Origin of the sequence: Streptomyces sp. MI02-7b (assembly GCF_033793585.1) — a bacterium.
GTDB lineage: Bacteria > Actinomycetota > Actinomycetes > Streptomycetales > Streptomycetaceae > Actinacidiphila.
This window is the reverse complement of sequence record NZ_JARAWX010000027.1, coordinates 59,182-77,027: the sequence shown is the minus strand read 5'-3', so window position 1 is coordinate 77,027 and position 17,846 is coordinate 59,182. Positions and strand designations below refer to the sequence as shown.

Sequence of the window (17,846 nt, the reverse complement as noted above, 5' to 3'; positions counted from 1 at the left end):
TTGTCATGAGAGGGGTCCATGACGGGTGGGCGACGAGTGCTCGATTCAAGGACGCCGGAGCGTCGACCATGTCGTGGGGCAACCACCGGGAACGCCGGAATCACCCGCATCACCGGGAACGCCGGGAAACCGGAATCCGGGACTCGCCGTGAATCACGATGCGGTACCGCGAACCGTGACGACCCGGACCAATTGCCTCCGGAACTTCATCTAACTCGCGGCCCTCACGCAGAGTCAAGATTTTGGCCCCGACTTTGCCTCGCTTTTGCTCGCGGGGTACGCAGAGTGACCTTCGGTGATCCTCCGGGCGATCTCCTGCGGTGCCACCGGCCGGCCGAAGTACCACCCCTGTCCCCAGTCGCAGCCCAGCGAGCGCAGCCACCGCGCGTGCTGCGGGGTCTCCACACCCTCCGCGGTGACGGTCAGGCCCAGTGCGTGCGCCAGTGACACCAGCCCGCCGACGATCCGCCAGCCCACTGGCTCCTCCGTCCCGTCCTCGTGGGTGTCCGACACGAAGGCACCCGCGATCTTCAAGCCGGACACCGGCAGGTTCCGCAGATAGGCCAGGTTCGACCAGCCGGTGCCGAAGTCGTCCACCGCCAGCGACACGCCGGCGTCGGCGAGCGCCTGCAGCGCCCGCAGGGACTCGTCCTCGGGTCCGATGACCGCGCTCTCGGTGATCTCCAGTTGCAGCCGGCGGGGATCAAGGCCGCTGCTGTCCAGGATGCGGGTGATGTCGTTCACCAGCCCCGGGTTGCGCGCCTGACGCACCGCCAGATTGACGTTGATCTGCGGTGCCGCGTCCCCGAACCGGCGCACCCACTCCGCGGCCTGACCGATCGCCCGCTCCAGGATCCACCGTCCGAGCGGCATGATCAGCCCGGTCTCCTCGGCCGTCGACACGAACTCGTCCGGGCCGAGCACGCCGAACTGCGGGTGGCGCCAGCGCACCAGCGCCTCGACCGCGGCCAGGCTGCCGTCGGACAGCGCGCACAACGGCTGGTAGTCCACGAAGAACTCGCCGCGGTCCAGCGCCACCGGCAGCCGTACGGAGATCGCGTACCGGCTCACCGCACGCGCGTTCTGCGTCGGGTCGAACAGCGTCCAGCGGCCGCGCCCGGACTCCTTCGACCGGTACAGCGTCAGATCGGCCGCGCGCACCGCGGCGCCCGGCGTGGTCGCCGCCACCGTGCGCGCCAGGACGCCCACACTGGCACCGATCGCCAGCTTGTGGCCGGCGATCAGGAACGGCCTGGCGAGGGTCGTCAGGACGAGCTTGGCGACGGCCACCGCCTCCTCCTCGCCCCGGCAGTTCTCCAGCAGCACCACGAACTCGTCGCCGCCGAGCCGGGCCACCAGGTGCCCCAGCGGGGTGAGCGCGCAGTCCAGGCGCTCGGCCACCGCCGCCAGCAGCTGGTCCCCGGTCTCGTGGCCCAGGCTGTCGTTGACGACCTTGAAGCCGTCCAGGTCGACGTAGCACAGGCCGAAGCGGGCGTCCGGCTGCGGCTCCTCGAACAGCGCCTCCAGCCGCTCGAAGAACGCCGCCCGGTTCGGCAGCCCGGTGAGCGGGTCGTGGGTCGCCTCGTGACGCAGCCGCTCCTGCAGCCGGTACCGGTCGGTGATGTCCTCCACCATCGCCACCTGGTAGCGGGGCTCGCCGTTCTCGCCGCGGATCAGCGACACCGTCAGATGCGTCCAGACCACCTCGCCGTCGCGCCGGTAGTACGGCTTGTCGCACGTGAAGCGGTCCCGCCGGCCCTGCACCAGGTCCTCGTAGGCCTCCCACACCCCCGGCGCGTCCTCCGGGTGCACCAGGTCGGTCACCCGGCGGCCCCGCAGATCCTCCGACCGCGCGCAGAACAGCTCCCGCAGCGCCTGGTTGACCTGCAGGATCGTGCCGTTCACATCGGCCATGCCGATGCCGATGGCGGCGTGTTCGAACAGGGCGCGGAACCGGGCCTCCGAGGCCCGCCAGGCCCGCTCGGCCTCCTCGCGGGCGGCGAAGGCGGCGCGCTGGATCGACTCCTGCTCGCGCAGCGTCCGCTCGCGCAGGGCCGCCGCCCAGCCGGCGGCGAACGCGCCGGAGACGACCGCCACCCGGCCCGGTGCGGCCCGCTGCGTGTGCAGCAGCGCGACGGCGTGCGCGAGGATCTCGGGATCGGTGAAGTGGGCGTCCACCAGCAGCGCCGCCGCCTCGTCGGCCAGTGGGGTGTCCGCCGCGGTCCCGGCCAGCGAGCGGCGCAGCAGCTCCGCCGTGCGGCCGGCCACCTGCGCCAGCGTCGGCGGCGGCAGGGCCAGCCCCTGGCCGGAGCGGAGCAGCCGGTACCAGGCCTCGGTGAAGTCGCGGGTGTCCACGGGGCTCATCGGCTCCGTCACGGCCGGATCCCCACCCCGGTCAGGCCCGACAGCCGCTCCGGGTGCGGCCCGACCGACTCCGGGTCGTCCGGGTGCCACTCGGTCAGCCACACGATCCCGGGCTCGACCATCTCGAAGCCCTCGAAGAACGTCGCCACCTGCTGCCGGGTGCGCATGGTCAGCGGTGTCGGGGTCCGGGCGTAGAGCGCCTCCAGGGGCGCGGCCTGCTCGGGGCGGGACTCCTGGGAGGCGTGCGAGAGCACCAGATAGCTGCCGGGGGGCATGGCCTCCCTCAGCGTGGCCACGATCTTTGCGGGGGCGGCGCTGTCCGGGACGAAGTGCAGGACGGCGACGAGCAGGACGGCGACCGGTTCCCCCGGCCGCAGCAGGTCCTCGATCTCGGGCCGGGACAGCAGGTCGACGGGGTCGGTCATGTCGGCCGCCACCATCGCGCAGCGCGGGTCGTCCCGCAGCATCAGCCGGCTGTGCGCCACGGCGATCGGGTCGTCGTCGACGTACACCACCCGGGCGTCGGGGCGGACCGGACGCGCCACCTCGTGGACGGCGCCGTAGGTCGGGATGCCCGATCCGATGTCGAGGAAACGGCTCACGCCCTGGGTCGCGACGTACTGCACCGAGCGGCGCAGGAACGCGCGGTTGGCCCGCATGATCTCCGGGAGGTCGGGCCAGAGCGTCAGGGCCTCGCGGGCCATGTCGCGGTCGGCCGCGAAGTTGTGCGACCCGCCCAGGTAGTAGTCGTAGACCCGGGCGGCGTTGGGGGTCTCCACGTCGGTCCCGGCCGGCACCCATTCCGGACGTTGCATCGTGCACCTCTCCCGAGCCGGTGGGAAGCCCGGCTCACCGGATCAGCCTAAAATCCTTAATGTCTAATATGTACGCATTCTCGCAGTGATCGGTTCACTATGAGCGGGCTCATCGAGGACTACGGCCTCATCGGGGACCTCCAGACGGCCGCCCTCGTCGGCCGGGACGGCTCCGTCGACTGGCTGTGCCTGCCCCGTTTCGACTCCCCGAGCTGCTTCGCCGCCCTCCTGGGCGACGACCGCCACGGCAGCTGGCGGCTGGCCCCCGTGGAGGGCGGGCCGTGCGAGAGCCGTGCCTACCGGCCCGGCACCCTGGTGCTGGAGACGTTCTGGCGCACGCCCGGCGGCACGGCCAAGGTGATCGACTTCATGCCCCAGCGCGGGCGGGCGCCCCATCTCATCCGCATCGTGGAGGGGCTCAGCGGCACTGTGGACATGCGCAGCGAGCTGCGTCTGCGCTTCAACTACGGCCGCACCGCTCCCTGGGTGCGGCGCACCGGGCACCACCGCGTCGCCGTCGCGGGCCCCGACTCCGCCTGGCTGCGGGCGACCCCGGGCGTGCACACGTACGGCTCCGACGGCTGCACCCGCTCCGACGTCACCGTGCAGGCCGGGCAGCGCGTGCCGTTCGTGCTCACCTGGCAGCCCTCGCACCTGAGCGCCTCGCACCGCACCGATCCGGAGGCAGCGCTGCGCAGCACCGCCGAGCGCTGGCAGGCCTGGGCCGCAGGATTCCGTTACGAGGGCGACTACCCCGACGCCGTACTGCGCTCGCTGATCACCCTCAAGGCGCTGGCCTACCAGCCCACCGGGGGCATCGTCGCCGCCCCGACCACCTCGCTGCCCGAGCGCATCGGCGGGGTCCGCAACTGGGACTACCGCTTCTGCTGGCTGCGCGACTCCAGCATGACCCTGTCCGCCCTGCTGCGCGGCGGCTTCCGCGAGGAGGCCGCGGCCTGGCGCCAGTGGCTGCTGCGGGCGATCGCCGGCGACCCCGGCGACCTGCGCAGCCTGTACGGCGTGGCCGGGGAGCGCCATCTGCCCGAGACCCATGCCGACTGGTTCCCCGGTTACGAGGGCTCCGGCCCGGTCCGGCTCGGCAATGCCGCGGTCGGCCAGTTCCAGCTCGACGTGTACGGCGAGGTCGTCGACACCCTGCACCTGGCCCTGCGGGCCGGCATCCCCATGGAGCGCCAGGTGTGGTCCTTCCTGCGCAGGATGCTGACGTACCTGGAGGGCCACTGGCACGAGCCGGACGAGGGGCTGTGGGAGGTGCGCGGCGGGCGCCGGCACTTCGTGCACTCCAAGGTGATGTCCTGGGTCGCCGCCGACCGGGCCGTGCGCATGGCCGAGGCGACCGGGCTGCCCGCGCCCGTGGAGCGCTGGCGGGCACTGCGCGACGAGATCCACGCCGATGTCTGCGCCAACGGCTACGACGCCCGGCGCGGGGTGTTCGTCCAGGACTACGGCGGCCGGGCCCTCGACGCGGCGACGCTGTTCATCGTCAAGACCGGCTTCCTGCCGCCCGACGATCCGCGGGTCGCCCGCACTGTCGAGGCCGTCCGCGACGAGCTGGACCTGCACGGTTTCGTCCGCCGCTACACCGGGCCCGACGGCGTGCCGGGAACGGAGGGGGCCTTCCTGGCGTGCTCCTTCTGGCTCGCCGACGCCCTGGCCGCGCAGGGCCGGGAGGACGAGGCCAGGGCCCTGTTCGCCCGCGTCCTGGACAGCGCCAACGACCTCGGACTGCTCCCGGAGGAATGGGACCCGCTCGCCGCCCGGCACCTCGGTAACACTCCGCAGGCGTTCACGCACGTAGCGCTCGTCAACACGGCGTTCACTTTGTCTCGTTGTCCCTCGTACGGGGGACACGGCACCATGGAACCCGGCACTTCCCGCGCATGACGCGCGTTGGGCAGTGCGGCAGATTCCCGACCTACGGAACGGCGACATGGTGACTTCGGCGGTTGACACGACCCTCACCGACGGCGGGCACCTGGAGGAGCCCGCCCAGGAGCGCATCGGCGCGGGCAGGGCCTTCACCTGGTTGCTCGTCGTCTGCGGTGCTCTCGGCCTGCTGGCTTCGTGGGTCATCACGATCGACAAGTTCAAGCTGCTGGAGGACCCGAACTTCGTCCCCGGCTGCAGCCTGAACCCGATCATCTCCTGCGGCAACATCATGAAGAGCGAGCAGGCGCACGCCTTCGGCTTCCCCAACCCGATGATCGGCATGGTCGCCTACCCGGTGGTCATCGGCATCGGCATGGGCCTCCTCGCCGGGGCCCGCTACCGCCGCTGGTTCTGGCTGGGCCTGCAGGCCGGCACGGTCTTCGGCGTCGGCTTCGTCACGTGGCTGCAGTACCAGTCGCTCTACAACATCGGTTCGCTGTGCCTGTGGTGCTCGCTGGCCTGGGTCGTCACGATCGCGCTGTTCTGGTACACCCTCGTGCACAACCTGAAAAACAAGATCATCCCGGCGCCCGCGGCACTGCGCAACGCCGTGCTGGAGTTCCACTGGGTCATCCCTGTGCTCTGGTACGGCGTGATCGTCCTGCTGATCCTGACCCGCTGGTGGTCGTACTGGAGCACCCTGATCTGACCGGGGCTGTCAGTGCGGTGACATAGGCTTTCGTGCCGTGGAGCCCGACCTGTTCACCGCCGCCGCAGAGGAACGTCAGTCGAGGGAGCCGGGAGGCAGTCCCCTCGCGGTACGGATGCGCCCGCGCACCCTGGACGAGGTCGTGGGGCAGGGACATCTGCTCCGCCCCGGCTCCCCGTTGCGCCGGCTGGTCGGCGAGGGCGGCGGCGGCCCCGCCGGCCCGTCCTCGGTGATCCTCTGGGGGCCGCCCGGCATCGGCAAGACGACCCTCGCGTACGTGGTCAGCCATGCCACCAACAAGCGCTTCGTCGAGCTCTCGGCGATCACCGCGGGCGTCAAGGAGGTCCGCGCGGTCATCGAGAGCGCCAAGCGCGAGTCCGGCGGCTACGGCCGCGACACCGTGCTGTTCCTCGACGAGATCCACCGCTTCAGCAAGGCGCAGCAGGACTCCCTGCTGCCCGCCGTCGAGAACCGGTGGGTCACCCTGATCGCGGCGACCACCGAGAACCCGTACTTCTCGATCATCTCGCCGCTGCTGTCGCGGTCGCTGCTGCTCACCCTGGAGTCCCTCACCGACGACGACCTGCGCGGCCTGGTGCGGCGGGCCCTCGACGACGAGCGCGGCCTGAAGGGCGCGGTCGCCCTGTCCGAGGAGGCGGAGGGCCACCTGCTGCGCATCGCCGGGGGCGACGCCCGCCGGGCGCTGACCGCGCTGGAGGCAGGCGCGGGAGCGGCACTCGCCAAGGGCGAGCAGGAGATCTCCCTGGCCACGCTGGAGGAGTCCGTCGACCGTGCCGCGGTGCGGTACGACCGCGACGGCGACCAGCACTACGACGTGGCCAGTGCGTTGATCAAGTCCATCCGCGGCTCCGACGTGGACGCGGCGCTGCACTACCTGGCCCGCATGATCGAGGCGGGGGAGGACCCGCGGTTCATCGCGCGCCGGCTGATGATCTCGGCGAGCGAGGACATCGGCCTCGCCGACCCGACGGCGCTGCAGACCGCGGTCGCCGCCGCCCAGGCGGTCGCGATGATCGGCTTCCCCGAGGCGGCGCTGACCCTGAGCCACGCCACCATCGCGCTGGCCCTCGCGCCCAAGTCGAACTCCGCGACCACGGCCATAGGCGCGGCGCTGGCGGACGTCCGGGCGGGCAAGACCGGGCCGATCCCGGCGCATCTGCGCGACAGCCATTACAAGGGCGCCGCCAAGCTCGGCCACGGCAAGGGCTACCTGTACCCGCACGACCTGCCCGGCGGCATCGCCGCCCAGCAGTACGCCCCGGACGATATCCACGGCACGCACTACTACGAGCCCACGCGCCACGGCGCGGAGGCGCGCTACGCCGACGTCCTGGACCGGGTCCGGGAGCGGCTCGCGGGGGAGTAGCGGGTGGGCGGGAGCAGCGGGGCGGGCGGGCCGGTGGCCGGTCAGTGGTCCCGCCGCCTGAGCGCCGCCTCCTCGGCGGCGTCGAAGAGCGCGTGCATCGCCCGGTGCAGGTCCCGGTGGCCGCACACCGGCTCGGGGAACTCGAAGCGGGCGTCGAAGGTGCCCTCCGCCCCGGTGAAGCGCACCCGCAGCCCGAACCGGTCGAGCGCCAGCGGCACCGCGCCGGTGGGCGCCCGGTGGGCCCCGCCCGCGTCCCCGGCGAGGGCGCAGAGCCAGGCCACCTGGTCGGCGTGGCCGGCGGCCAGGTGCTGCAGCAGTTCCGCCTCGTGGGCGATCAGCGGATCGGCCTCGGCCGCGGCGAAGTCGTCGGGCTCGACCTGCCCCGTGCCCCACAGGTCGTCCAGCGAGGCCTCGCCGACCTCAAGGCGCAGCCGGACCCGTCCCGCGGGGGCCGGCAGGTCACGGGCCGGCGTGAGCCATCCGGTGATCCAGGCCCGCCCGCGGATGCGGCCGCGCACCGCCACGGGAGCCACGTCGGTGATCTCCAGCACGGCGGACAGCTCGTCGGCCTCGGCGTGCGCGGCGGCCCGTGCGGCCGGTGAATCGGCGGAGAACAGCAGGAAGAGGTCGCCGTCGGTACCCACGACGCGCTCCAGCGGGATCATCGACTCCGGGCGCTCCGCGTGAACCCCTGGAACGACCAGTACCGCGGAGGCGGTACCCTGTACGAGAGTTCGTGTGCGTTCGGCTGCTGACGGCAGTCGGACGATTTCATGCCCGCTGGGACGCGGCTGACCATGAGCTGATCGGACCCCCGTCAAGTCGGCGCCTGATGAGGCGTCGACGGCGCCCTGTGTGGCGTTGGCACTGTTTGTGATGTCCGTGATGCGCGTGGTGTTCCCAGGGCGAGACATACGATCTCCTTCGCTAAGGTAAGGCTAACCTAACTTACATGGAGGTCCGGGAAACGTGAACCAGTCGCGTCCCAAGGTCAAGAAGTCGCGTGCGCTCGGCATCGCCCTGACGCCGAAGGCCGTCAAGTACTTCGAGGCCCGTCCCTACCCGCCGGGCGAGCACGGCCGCGGTCGCAAGCAGAACAGTGACTACAAGGTCCGACTGCTGGAGAAGCAGCGGCTGCGTGCGCAGTACGACATCTCCGAGCGCCAGATGGCCCGTGCCTACGACCGCGCCCGCAAGGTCAGCGGCAAGACCGGTGAGGCCCTGATCGTCGAGCTCGAGCGCCGCCTGGACGCCCTCGTCCTGCGCGCCGGCCTGGCCCGCACCATCTACCAGGCCCGCCAGATGGTCGTCCACGGCCACATCGAGGTCAACGGCCACAAGGTCGACAAGCCGTCCTTCCGCGTGACCCCGGACGACGTCGTCATGGTCCGCGAGCGCTCGCGCGCCAAGACCCCGTTCCAGGTCGCCCGCGAGGGTGGCTGGGCCGGCGAGGGCGAGACCCCGAAGTACCTGCAGGTCAACCTGCAGGCGCTGGCGTTCCGCCTCGACCGTCTGCCGAACCGTCGTGAGGTCCCCGTGATCTGCGACGAGCAGCTCGTCGTCGAGTACTACGCGCGCTGACGCACGCTCTCGACACGGCGTACGAAGGCCCGCCGCGCACTGCCCCCCGGGGCGTGCGCGGCGGGCCTCCGCCGTTTCCGGGCGGTGTCAGTCCGGCGCCGAGCGCGGGCGCGCCGGGCCCCGGTGACAGCCGCTCACCGGGCGGGGGTCCGGCACGGCGGAGTCGCCCACCGGTGCCGGGCCCCGGGGGCGGCGGTGATGGCCCGCGGGTGCCGGCGGGCACCCGTCGAGGGCGCGGGCCACGGCCGAGTCCAGATCCAGCCCGGTGCCCTCCGCGAAGGCCCGTTCGTATCCCGCGCGTCCCAGCTGCGCCCGGCTGAGCTCCTCGCAGCGGCTGTGCGGGATGCCGAAGTAGCGCGAACCGAAGACCGGCAGGCCCACCGCGTCCCAGATGCTGCCCGCCGCGCCCTGCAGGACCGCGGCCTCCTGGGCGTCGTGCGAGGCCGTCAGCGCCGCCAGCAGCTCGATGCCCAGCACGATGCCGACCAGGTCGCGGAAGGCGTGGTTGATGCGGACGCACTCCGCCGCCAGCTCCGCGGCCAGGCACGGATCCTCCTGCAACCAGGCGATGACGGCCCGCGTGTACAGCGCGTAGGCCAGCGCCCAGCGCTCCCCGTGGTCCTCGCAGGTCTCCCGGATGCGCTCGCACACCTCGATCCCGCCCTCCAGATCGCCCAGGAAGGCCACCGCCATGGCGAGTTCGACCTCGGCCATGATGACGTTGCTGTTGAGCTCGCCCAGCGTCCGGTAGTGGCCCAGCGCCTCCTCGAACAGCGCCTTGGCGCGCGGGAGGTCGTCGCTGAGCAGGGCTCCGCAGCCCATACGGTGCACCGCGTACGCGACGGCCGCCGCGTTCCCGGTCTCCAGCGCCTGCGCGCGGCACTCGTGGAGCATCCCGAGCGCGGCCGTGCCGTCCCCCTGCAGGATCGAGACGTAACCGCACACCCACAGCGCCTTCGCACGCTGCCCGGTCGGGGAGGAGTCGGCCGTCAGCGCCCGCTCCAGCCAGTAGCGGCCCTCGGCGAGCCGGCCGCAGCCGACCCAGAAGAACCACAGGCTGGCCGCGAGGTACTGACCCGTGCGGAACTCCTCGGGGACCTCCAGCGAGAACTCCAGCGCGGCCCGCAGATTGGCCAGTTCGCGTTCGGTGCTCGCCGAGACCTCCGCCTGCCGGGCGCTGAACCACTCCATCTCGCCCCAGGTGGCGAAGCCCAGGTACCAGTCACGGTGCCGGCCCCGCAGCCGGCGCTCCTCGCCCAGCTCGCGCAGCCATCCGAGCCCGTAGTCGCGCACCGTGTCCAGCAGCAGGTAGCGGACCGTGCCCGCGGCCTCACGGCACAGCACCACCGACTTGTCCACCAGGTCCGCCAGTACGTCGACCATGGTTTCGGCGGGCACTTCGGCACCGGCGCACACGTACTCCGCCGCCTCCAGGTCGAAGTCGCCGGCGAAGACCGACAGCCGCGCCCAGAGCAGGCGTTCCTGGGGGGGTGCACATCTCGTGGCTCCAGCCGATCGCGGTGCGCAGCGCGCGGTGCCGCTCCGGCCCGCCGGAGCCGCGCCGGGTCAGCAACCGGAACCGGTCGTCCAGCCGTCCGGCGATCTGCGGCACCGACAGCGCGCGCACCCGGCCCGCCGCCAGTTCCAGCGCGAGCGGGATGCCGTCCAGCCGCCGGCACAGCTCCTCGACCTCGGCGCGGTTGCCGGCGTCCACCCGGAACCCCGGCTGCGCGGCGGCCGCCCGCTCCGCGAACAGCTCCACCGCCTCGCGCGGATCGGCCAGCGGCTCCAGGGACAGCACGTGCTCGCCCGGCACCCCGAGCGGCTGCCGGCTCGTGGCCAGCACCCGCAGGCCCGGCGCCTGCCGCAGCAGCGCCTCGGTGAGGTCGGCCGCGGCGTCGACCTGCCCCTCGCAGCAGTCCAGGACGAGCAGCAGTTCGCGGCCGGTCAGAAAACCGACGAGCGCGGCCCGTGGGCCGCGCATCGTGTGGTCGGTCAGGTCGAGGGCGGCGGCGACCGCGTGGTCCACCAGTCCCGGATCACGGACCGCTCCGAGCTCCGCCAGCCACACGCCGCCGCCGAAGCCCCCCGTCGCCGCTGCCGACGCCGCCGCGCGCAGCGCGAGACGGGTCTTGCCGACCCCGCCGACCCCCGTCAGCGTCACCATCCGGGCCTTGCCCAGCAGGCGGTCCACCTCGCCGAGTTCACGCCGCCGGCCCACGAAGTGGTTCAGCTCGCCCGGCAGGTTGCCGGGCGTCCTCTCTTGGTGCATGGGTCACGGAGGGTATCGTCAAATAAGCGGAACGTACAGCCGAGCGGCGCCGCCGGGCGGTATTGCGGTACGGAGTGCGGGGCCCGTCACGATAAGGTCGTTACCTGGTTGACGCGGCGATCCGAGGGAGCAGCAACGTGTCCGGTGGAGAGGTGGCCGGCCTCATCGTGGCCGTCTTCTGGGCGATCCTGGTGTCGTTCCTCGCCGTGGCGCTGGTGCGGCTCGCCCAGGCGCTCCGGCAGGCCACCCGGCTGGTCGCCGAAGTGACCGACCGTGCCGTGCCGCTGCTCGGCGAGGCCTCCGAGGCGGTGCGCTCCGCGCACGCGCAGCTCGCCCGCGTGGACACCATCACCTCCGACGTCGCCGAGGTGACCGCCAACGCCTCCGCGCTCTCCACGACCGTCGCCTCCACGTTCGGTGGCCCCCTGGTGAAGGTCGCGGCCTTCGGCTACGGCGTGCGACGCGCGGTCAACCTGCAGACCAAGGGCGCCGCCAAGAAGCGCACCGTGGTCCTCGGCCGGACGCTCCCGTCCGCCCGCAGCCGTAAGTCGAGGGGCTGACCTGCCATGTTCCGCCGTGCCTTCTGGTTCACCGCCGGTGCCGCCGCCGGAGTGTGGGCCACCACCAAGGTCCACCGCACCATTCGCAGCCTGACCCCGGAGAGCCTCGCCGCCAAGGCGGCCGACAAGGCACTGGAGGCCGGGGGCCGGCTGCGCACCTTCGCGCAGGACGTCCGCGCCGGCATGGCCGAGCGCGAGGACCAGCTCAACGACCAACTGGGCCGCACGGCCCCCGAACTCGACATGCCGGCACAGCGGCCGGCGATCACGTACCACCACCGGAAGGACGATCACTGATGGAGTCGGCAGAAATCCGCCGCCGCTGGCTGCGCTTCTTCGAGGAGCGCGGGCACACCGTCGTGCCGTCGGCGTCGCTCATCGCCGACGACCCGACCCTTCTTCTGGTGCCTGCGGGCATGGTCCCGTTCAAGCCCTACTTCCTGGGTGAGGTCAAGCCGCCCTTCCCGCGCGCCACCAGCGTGCAGAAGTGCGTCCGCACGCCCGACATCGAAGAGGTCGGCAAGACCACGCGGCACGGCACCTTCTTCCAGATGTGCGGCAACTTCTCCTTCGGCGACTACTTCAAGGAAGGCGCCATCAAGTTCGCCTGGGAGCTGCTCACCACTCCCGTGGCGGACGGCGGTTACGGCCTCGACCCCGAGCGGCTGTGGATCACCGTCTACAAGGACGACGACGAGGCCGAGCAGATCTGGCGCGACGTCGTGGGCGTGCCTGCCGAGCGCATCCAGCGCCTGGGCATGAAGGACAACTTCTGGTCCATGGGCGTCCCCGGCCCCTGCGGTCCGTGTTCCGAGATCAACTACGACCGCGGCCCCGAGTTCGGCGTCGAGGGCGGCCCGGCGGTCAACGACGAGCGGTACGTGGAGATCTGGAACCTGGTCTTCATGCAGTACGAGCGCGGGGAGGGCACCGGCAAGGAGGAGTTCCCGATCCTCGGCGACCTGCCCGCCAAGAACATCGACACCGGCCTCGGTCTCGAGCGTCTCGCCATGATCCTGCAGGACGTGCGGAACATGTACGAGACCGACACCCTGCGGGTCGTCATCGACAAGGCCACCGAGCTCACCGGCGTCGCCTACGGTGCCGCCCACGAGTCCGACGTCTCGCTGCGCGTGGTCGCCGACCACATGCGCACGTCCGTCATGCTCGTCGGCGACGGCGTCACCCCCGGAAACGAGGGCCGCGGCTACGTGCTGCGCCGCATCATGCGCCGCGCCATCCGCAACATGCGCCTGCTGGGTGCCACCGACGCGGTCGTCCTCGACCTGGTGGACGCCGTCATCAAGACGATGGGCCAGCAGTACCCGGAGCTGGTCCAGGACCGCAAGCGCATCGAGACGGTCGCCGTCGCCGAGGAGAACGCCTTCCTCAAGACGCTGAAGGCCGGCACCAACATCCTCGACACGGCCGTCACGGAGACCAAGGCCGCCGGCTCGTCCGTGCTGCCCGGCGACAAGGCCTTCCTGCTCCACGACACGTGGGGCTTCCCGATCGACCTCACCCTCGAAATGGCCTCCGAGCAGGGCCTGTCGGTGGACGAGGAGGGCTTCCGCCGCCTGATGAAGGAGCAGCGGGACCGCGCGAAGGCCGACGCCCTGGTGAAGAAGAGCGGCCACGCCGACCTGTCGGCCTACCGCTCGGTCGCCGACTCCGCGGGCACGACCGTGTTCACCGGCTACAGCGACAACGAGGGCGAGGCCAACGTCGTCGGCCTGCTGGTGGACGGCGTGCCGTCGCCTGCCGCCAACGAGGGCGACGAGGTCGAGGTCATCCTCGACCGCACCCCCTTCTACGCCGAGGGCGGCGGTCAGCTCGCCGACACCGGCCGCATCCGCACCGACTCCGGCGCCGTCATCGAGGTCCGCGACGTGCAGCAGCCCGTGCCGGGCGTCACCGTGCACAAGGGCAGCGTGCAGGTCGGCGAGGTCACCGTCGGATCCGGCGTGCTGGCCAAGATCGACCTGGGCCGCCGCCGCGCCATCGCCCGCGCCCACAGCGCCACGCACCTCACGCACCAGGCGCTGCGCGACGCCCTCGGCCCGACGGCCGCGCAGGCCGGTTCGGAGAACTCCCCGGGCCGCTTCCGCTTCGACTTCGGCTCGCCGGCGGCCGTGCCGGGCAGCGTGCTGACGGACGTCGAGCAGAAGATCAACGCCGTCCTCTCCCGTGAACTCGACGTCACCGCCGAGATCATGAGCATCGACGAGGCCAAGAAGGCGGGCGCCATCGCCGAGTTCGGCGAGAAGTACGGCGAGCGGGTGCGCGTCGTGACCATCGGCGACTACTCCAAGGAGCTGTGCGGCGGCACGCACGTCCACAACACCGCCCAGCTGGGCCTGGTGAAGCTGCTCGGCGAGTCCTCGATCGGTTCCGGCGTGCGCCGTGTCGAGGCCCTGGTCGGCGTCGACGCGTACAACTTCCTCGCCCGCGAGCACACGGTCGTCGCCCAGCTCCAGCAGCTGGTCAAGGGCCGCCCGGAGGAGCTGCCGGAGAAGATCGCCGGCATGCTCTCCAAGCTCAAGGACGCCGAGAAGGAGATCGAGCGCTTCCGCGCCGAGAAGGTGCTGCAGGCCGCCGCCGGGCTCGCCGAGTCCGCCCAGGACGTCAAGGGCGTCGCCGTGGTGACCGGGCAGGTCCCGGACGGCACGAGCGCCGACGACCTGCGCAAGCTCGTCCTGGACGTCCGCCAGCGGATCACCGGTGGCCGCCCGGCCGTCGTGGCGCTGTTCACCGTTGCCAACGACCGCCCGCTGACCGTGATCGCCACCAACGAGGCGGCCCGCGAGCGCGGCCTGAAGGCCGGCGACCTGGTCCGCACCGCCGCCAAGACCCTCGGCGGTGGCGGTGGCGGCAAGCCGGACGTCGCCCAGGGCGGCGGCCAGAACGCCGACGCCGTCGGCGACGCCGTCGCCGCGGTGCAGCGACTGGTCGCCGAGACGGCCTGATGTCGCTCGTGCGCAGGGGTCGCAGGATCGCGATCGACGTCGGGGACGCCCGCATCGGGGTCGCCTCGTGCGACCCCGACGGGGTCCTCGCCACGCCGGTCGAAACGGTGCCCGGCCGGGACGTCCCGGCCGCGCGCCGGCGGATCGCGCAGATCGTCGAGGAGTACGAGCCGATCGAGGTGCTGGTCGGCCTGCCCCGCTCGCTCAGCGGGCGGGAGGGGCCGGCCGCGGCCAAGGCACGCGGCTTCGCCGAGGATATGGCTAAGATCATCTCGCCGGTCCCGGTGCGGCTGGTGGACGAGCGGATGACCACGGTGACCGCCACCCAGGGGCTGCGCGCTTCGGGAGTATCGGCGAAGAAGGGACGTTCGGTCGTCGATCAGGCTGCCGCTGTCGTTATCCTGCAGAGTGCCCTGGAGACCGAACGGGTGTCCGGGAAAGCTCCTGGAGAGAGCGTCGAACCTTTTATCTGATCGCGGTACGGTAACGTTCCGCGCGACACAGCGGCTCCGCAGTGGAGCCGGGGTGCCCAGGGCCGGCCGACCTGGGCCGCGTCACAAGCGCCGGCCTGTTGCCGCCTCGCGAACCGAACCGTAGGGGATCGATGACTGACTATGGCCGGAGCTCAGGCTCCGAAGCATGGCACCCCGAAGACCCTCTCTTCGGTGATCAGTGGGGCCAACAGCAGCACCCGCAGCAGCAGCATCCCCAGCAGCAACAACAGCAGCAGTACCCGCAGCAGTATTCCCAGCAGCAACAGCAGTACCCCCAGCCTCAGGCCCAGCCCCAGCAGCAGCACCCGCAGGCGCACTACCAGCAGCAGGGCGGCTACGACCCGTACGGCGGCACCGGCCAGCAGCCCCAGTACCCGTACGACGCCCAGCAGCAGTACGACTCCTGGGGCACCCCGGCCGGTTACGGCGGCGACCCCTACGGAGGCCAGCCGCAGCAGCCGGACTACTACGGCCAGAACGGCTACCCGCCCCCGCAGCCGCCGGACCAGCGGTATCAGGAGCAGCAGCAGGCCCCGCAGGGGTACGAGCAGGCGCCCCCGCAGCAGGTCCCGCAGCGCCCGCAGCCCCAGCCCCAACGCCCGCAACCGCAGCGCCGGCAGCCCGAACCGTCCCGTCCCGAGTGGGACGACGAGACGGAGGCCGCCGACGACCACGCCTTCTTCTCGGGCGGCGGTGACGACGACGAGGACGACGACGACCAGGCCTCCGGCCGCGGCGACCGCCGTGGCGGCAAAGCGGGCAAGGGAGGCGGCAAGAAGCGCCGCAGCGGCATGGCCTGCCTGGTCGTGCTCGTGGTGCTCGGCGGCGGCCTGGCCGGTGTGACGTACTTCGGCTACTCGTACTACCAGTCGCACTTCGGCCCGGCGCCCGACTTCGCGGGCCAGGGCACCGGAGAGGTGCAGGTCGAGATCCCGCAGGGTGCCAGTGGCATCGAGATCGGCAACATCCTCAAGAAGGCCGGTGTGGTCAAGAGCGTCGACGCGTTCACCACCGCCTCGAGCCAGAACCCCAAGGGCAACCTCATCCAGGCCGGCGTGTACGTCCTCAAGAAGGAGATGTCCGCCGCGAGCGCCGTGAAGATGATGCTCGACCCCAAGTCGCAGAACGTGCTGATCATCGCCGAGGGCCTGCGGGACGCGCAGATCTACTCGACCATCGACGCCAAGCTGGGACTGGACGAGGGCACCACGAAGAAGGTCGCCACGACCGATGCCGACAAGCTCGGCATGCCCTCCTGGGCGGACGACGGATCCGACATAAAGGACCCGCTGGAAGGATTCCTCTTCCCGTCCCGCTACAGCATCGGCAAGGACATGAAGCCCGAGGACCTGCTGAAGCAGATGGTCAAGCAGGCCACCGCGGAGTACGAGAAGGACGACCTCCAGGCGCAGGCCAAGAAGGTCGGCATGACTCCGCACCAGGTCATCACCATCGCCAGCCTGGTGCAGGCCGAGGCGAAGGAGGACGACGAGTTCGGCAAGGTCTCGCGCGTCATCTACAACCGCCTCGACAAGTACATGCCGCTGGGCTTCGACTCGACGATCAACTACGCCAAGGGCCGCAGCACGCTCAACACGTCGACGGCCGACACCAAGGACCCGTCGCCGTACAACACGTACAACCACAAGGGCCTGCCGCCGGGGCCGATCGGCAACCCCGGGCACCAGGCGATCGAGGCGGCGCTGCATCCGACGAAGGGCAACTGGCTGTTCTTCGTGACGGTCAAGCCGGGTGACACGCGCTTCACCGACAGCCAGGCCGAGCACGACAAGAACGTGCAGGACTTCAACAAGTACCAGCGGGAGCACGGCGGTTGATGGCTGACGGCAAGCGGGCGGCGGTCCTCGGTTCGCCCATCGCCCACTCCTTGTCGCCCGTCCTGCACCGCGCCGCCTACGCGGAGCTGGGCCTGGACGACTGGACGTACGACCGGTTCGACGTCGGCGAGCAGGCCCTGCCCGGATTCCTGACGGAACTGGGGCAGGGCGGCGGGCGCTGGGCCGGGCTGTCGCTGACGATGCCGCTGAAACGCGCGGTGATCCCGTTGCTCGACGGGATCACCGACACTGCGGCGTCGGTGGAGGCCGTCAACACCGTGGTGTTCGCCGAGGACGGCCGCCGCACGGGTGACAACACCGACATCCCCGGCATGGCGGCGGCCCTGCGCGAGCGCGGCGTCGAGCGGGTGGCGGCGGCCGCGGTCCTGGGAGCGGGCGCGACCGCGTCCTCCGCCCTGGCCGCGCTGGCGCAGATCTGCGACGGCGAGGTCACCGCCTATGTGCGCAGCACGGCCCGCGCGGCCGAGATGCGGCACTGGGGCGAGCGGCTGGGCGTGCCCGTGCGCACCGCCGCATGGGAGGACGCGCACCGCGCCTTCGACGCGCCTTTGGTGGTCGCCACGACCCCGGCCGGCGCCACGGACGCGCTCGCCGCGGCGGTGCCGCGGGCCCCGGGCACGCTGTTCGACGTGCTGTACGACCCCTGGCCGACGGCACTGGCCGCCGCGTGGTCCGCCCGCGGGGGAGCGCTGGTCGGCGGGCTCGACCTGCTCGTGCACCAGGCGGTGCTCCAGGTGGAGCTGATGACCGGCCGCCGGCCCGCCCCCCTGGCGGCGATGCGCGCCGCGGGCGAGGCGGCGCTGCACCGCTCCTGACACTCCGCACCGGCGACGCCCGGTGTCCGCTCGGCGGACCGTGCTCGGCCCTCGCGCACGAACGTGAAAGGATCGGAGTACGCACGGCCGGTCCGGCCCGCCTGGCCGCGGGCCGGCCCATGGAGAAGGAGCGA

15 protein-coding genes are annotated in these 17,846 nt (G+C 71.7%); 10 read left to right on the top strand and 5 right to left on the bottom strand.

From position 1 onward, the window contains the following. Positions 1-234: 234 nt before the first annotated feature. Entirely contained in the window at positions 235-2,376 is a 2,142-nt protein-coding gene (locus tag PV364_RS33450; protein WP_319664364.1) for a putative bifunctional diguanylate cyclase/phosphodiesterase, read from the bottom strand. After that, positions 2,373-3,179: an SAM-dependent methyltransferase gene (locus tag PV364_RS33445; RefSeq protein ID WP_319664362.1), complete on the bottom strand. Its 807-nt coding sequence runs from the start codon at positions 3,177-3,179 to the stop codon at positions 2,373-2,375. The genes PV364_RS33450 and PV364_RS33445 overlap by 4 nt, the downstream gene beginning before the upstream one ends. Positions 3,180-3,278: 99 nt before the next feature. Here PV364_RS33445 and PV364_RS33440 point away from each other — a divergent pair, with 99 nt between their 5' ends. The 3 genes from PV364_RS33440 to PV364_RS33430 are packed head-to-tail and all read left to right on the top strand — an operon-like array spanning position 3,279 to position 7,165. After that, positions 3,279-5,084, top strand: coding sequence for a glycoside hydrolase family 15 protein (locus PV364_RS33440; RefSeq protein WP_319664360.1), 1,806 nt, complete (start codon positions 3,279-3,281; stop codon positions 5,082-5,084). A gap of 46 nt (positions 5,085-5,130) precedes the next feature. Continuing rightward, positions 5,131-5,778, top strand: a complete 648-nt coding sequence (locus PV364_RS33435) for a vitamin K epoxide reductase family protein (protein WP_319664358.1) — start codon at positions 5,131-5,133, stop codon at positions 5,776-5,778. Positions 5,779-5,815: 37 nt separating this feature from the next. Beyond that, the gene (locus PV364_RS33430) at positions 5,816-7,165 is read left to right on the top strand and encodes a replication-associated recombination protein A (protein ID WP_319664356.1); all 1,350 of its coding nucleotides are present in this window, start codon (positions 5,816-5,818) and stop codon (positions 7,163-7,165) included. A gap of 41 nt (positions 7,166-7,206) precedes the next feature. Here the strand turns inward: PV364_RS33430 and PV364_RS33425 are convergent, their stop codons facing one another. Further along, positions 7,207-7,926 (bottom strand): DUF2470 domain-containing protein, encoded by a 720-nt coding sequence (locus PV364_RS33425; protein ID WP_319664409.1) that lies wholly within the window; start codon positions 7,924-7,926, stop codon positions 7,207-7,209. A 208-nt stretch (positions 7,927-8,134) separates the two neighbouring features. Here PV364_RS33425 and rpsD point away from each other — a divergent pair, with 208 nt between their 5' ends. After that, a complete protein-coding gene (gene rpsD, locus PV364_RS33420) occupies positions 8,135-8,746 on the top strand; it encodes a 30S ribosomal protein S4 (protein WP_018564200.1) in 612 nt (203 codons plus the stop codon). An 87-nt stretch (positions 8,747-8,833) separates the two neighbouring features. Here the strand turns inward: rpsD and PV364_RS33415 are convergent, their stop codons facing one another. Both PV364_RS33415 and PV364_RS33410 read right to left on the bottom strand, forming a co-directional pair. Beyond that, positions 8,834-10,144, bottom strand: a complete 1,311-nt coding sequence (locus PV364_RS33415) for a hypothetical protein (RefSeq protein WP_319664355.1) — start codon at positions 10,142-10,144, stop codon at positions 8,834-8,836. Beyond that, complete coding sequence (locus PV364_RS33410) at positions 10,077-11,018, bottom strand: ATP-binding protein (protein WP_319664354.1); 942 nt, start codon at positions 11,016-11,018, stop codon at positions 10,077-10,079. The genes PV364_RS33415 and PV364_RS33410 overlap by 68 nt, the downstream gene beginning before the upstream one ends. Before the next feature lie 137 nt (positions 11,019-11,155). Between PV364_RS33410 and PV364_RS33405 the strand changes: the two genes are divergently transcribed. The 6 genes from PV364_RS33405 to PV364_RS33380 all read left to right on the top strand — a co-directional run bounded on the left by PV364_RS33405 (position 11,156) and on the right by PV364_RS33380 (position 17,712). Beyond that, on the top strand, positions 11,156-11,578 hold the full coding sequence (locus tag PV364_RS33405) for a DUF948 domain-containing protein (RefSeq protein ID WP_319664353.1): 423 nt from the start codon (positions 11,156-11,158) through the stop codon (positions 11,576-11,578). Between the two features lie 6 nt (positions 11,579-11,584). Further along, complete coding sequence (locus PV364_RS33400; protein ID WP_319664352.1) at positions 11,585-11,875, top strand: DUF6167 family protein; 291 nt, start codon at positions 11,585-11,587, stop codon at positions 11,873-11,875. After that, positions 11,875-14,544: an alanine--tRNA ligase gene (alaS, locus tag PV364_RS33395; RefSeq protein ID WP_319664351.1), complete on the top strand. Its 2,670-nt coding sequence runs from the start codon at positions 11,875-11,877 to the stop codon at positions 14,542-14,544. Before PV364_RS33400 ends, alaS begins: the two co-directional genes overlap by 1 nt. Then, positions 14,544-15,017, top strand: coding sequence for a Holliday junction resolvase RuvX (ruvX, locus tag PV364_RS33390; RefSeq protein ID WP_319664349.1), 474 nt, complete (start codon positions 14,544-14,546; stop codon positions 15,015-15,017). The genes alaS and ruvX overlap by 1 nt, the downstream gene beginning before the upstream one ends. Positions 15,018-15,148: 131 nt before the next feature. Next, positions 15,149-16,876 carry an endolytic transglycosylase MltG gene (mltG, locus tag PV364_RS33385; RefSeq protein ID WP_319664347.1) on the top strand — a complete coding sequence of 576 codons (1,728 nt, stop codon included), beginning with the start codon at positions 15,149-15,151 and terminating at the stop codon, positions 16,874-16,876. Beyond that, positions 16,876-17,712 carry a shikimate dehydrogenase gene (locus PV364_RS33380; protein WP_319664346.1) on the top strand — a complete coding sequence of 279 codons (837 nt, stop codon included), beginning with the start codon at positions 16,876-16,878 and terminating at the stop codon, positions 17,710-17,712. Before mltG ends, PV364_RS33380 begins: the two co-directional genes overlap by 1 nt. The last annotated feature ends 134 nt before the right edge of the window (positions 17,713-17,846 follow it).

Excerpts from the sequence above, each read along its gene's own strand:
- PV364_RS33400 (WP_319664352.1), top strand. The coding sequence starts at position 11,585 with ATGTTCCGCCGTGCCTTCTGGTTCACCGCCGGTGCCGCCGCCGGAGTG.
- mltG (WP_319664347.1), top strand. The coding sequence starts at position 15,149 with ATGACTGACTATGGCCGGAGCTCAGGCTCCGAAGCATGGCACCCCGAA.
- PV364_RS33435 (WP_319664358.1), top strand. The coding sequence starts at position 5,131 with ATGGTGACTTCGGCGGTTGACACGACCCTCACCGACGGCGGGCACCTG.
- PV364_RS33380 (WP_319664346.1), top strand. The coding sequence starts at position 16,876 with ATGGCTGACGGCAAGCGGGCGGCGGTCCTCGGTTCGCCCATCGCCCAC.
- PV364_RS33445 (WP_319664362.1), bottom strand. The coding sequence starts at position 3,179 with ATGCAACGTCCGGAATGGGTGCCGGCCGGGACCGACGTGGAGACCCCC.
- PV364_RS33410 (WP_319664354.1), bottom strand. The coding sequence starts at position 11,018 with ATGCACCAAGAGAGGACGCCCGGCAACCTGCCGGGCGAGCTGAACCAC.
- PV364_RS33440 (WP_319664360.1), top strand. The coding sequence starts at position 3,279 with ATGAGCGGGCTCATCGAGGACTACGGCCTCATCGGGGACCTCCAGACG.
- ruvX (WP_319664349.1), top strand. The coding sequence starts at position 14,544 with ATGTCGCTCGTGCGCAGGGGTCGCAGGATCGCGATCGACGTCGGGGAC.
- alaS (WP_319664351.1), top strand. The coding sequence starts at position 11,875 with ATGGAGTCGGCAGAAATCCGCCGCCGCTGGCTGCGCTTCTTCGAGGAG.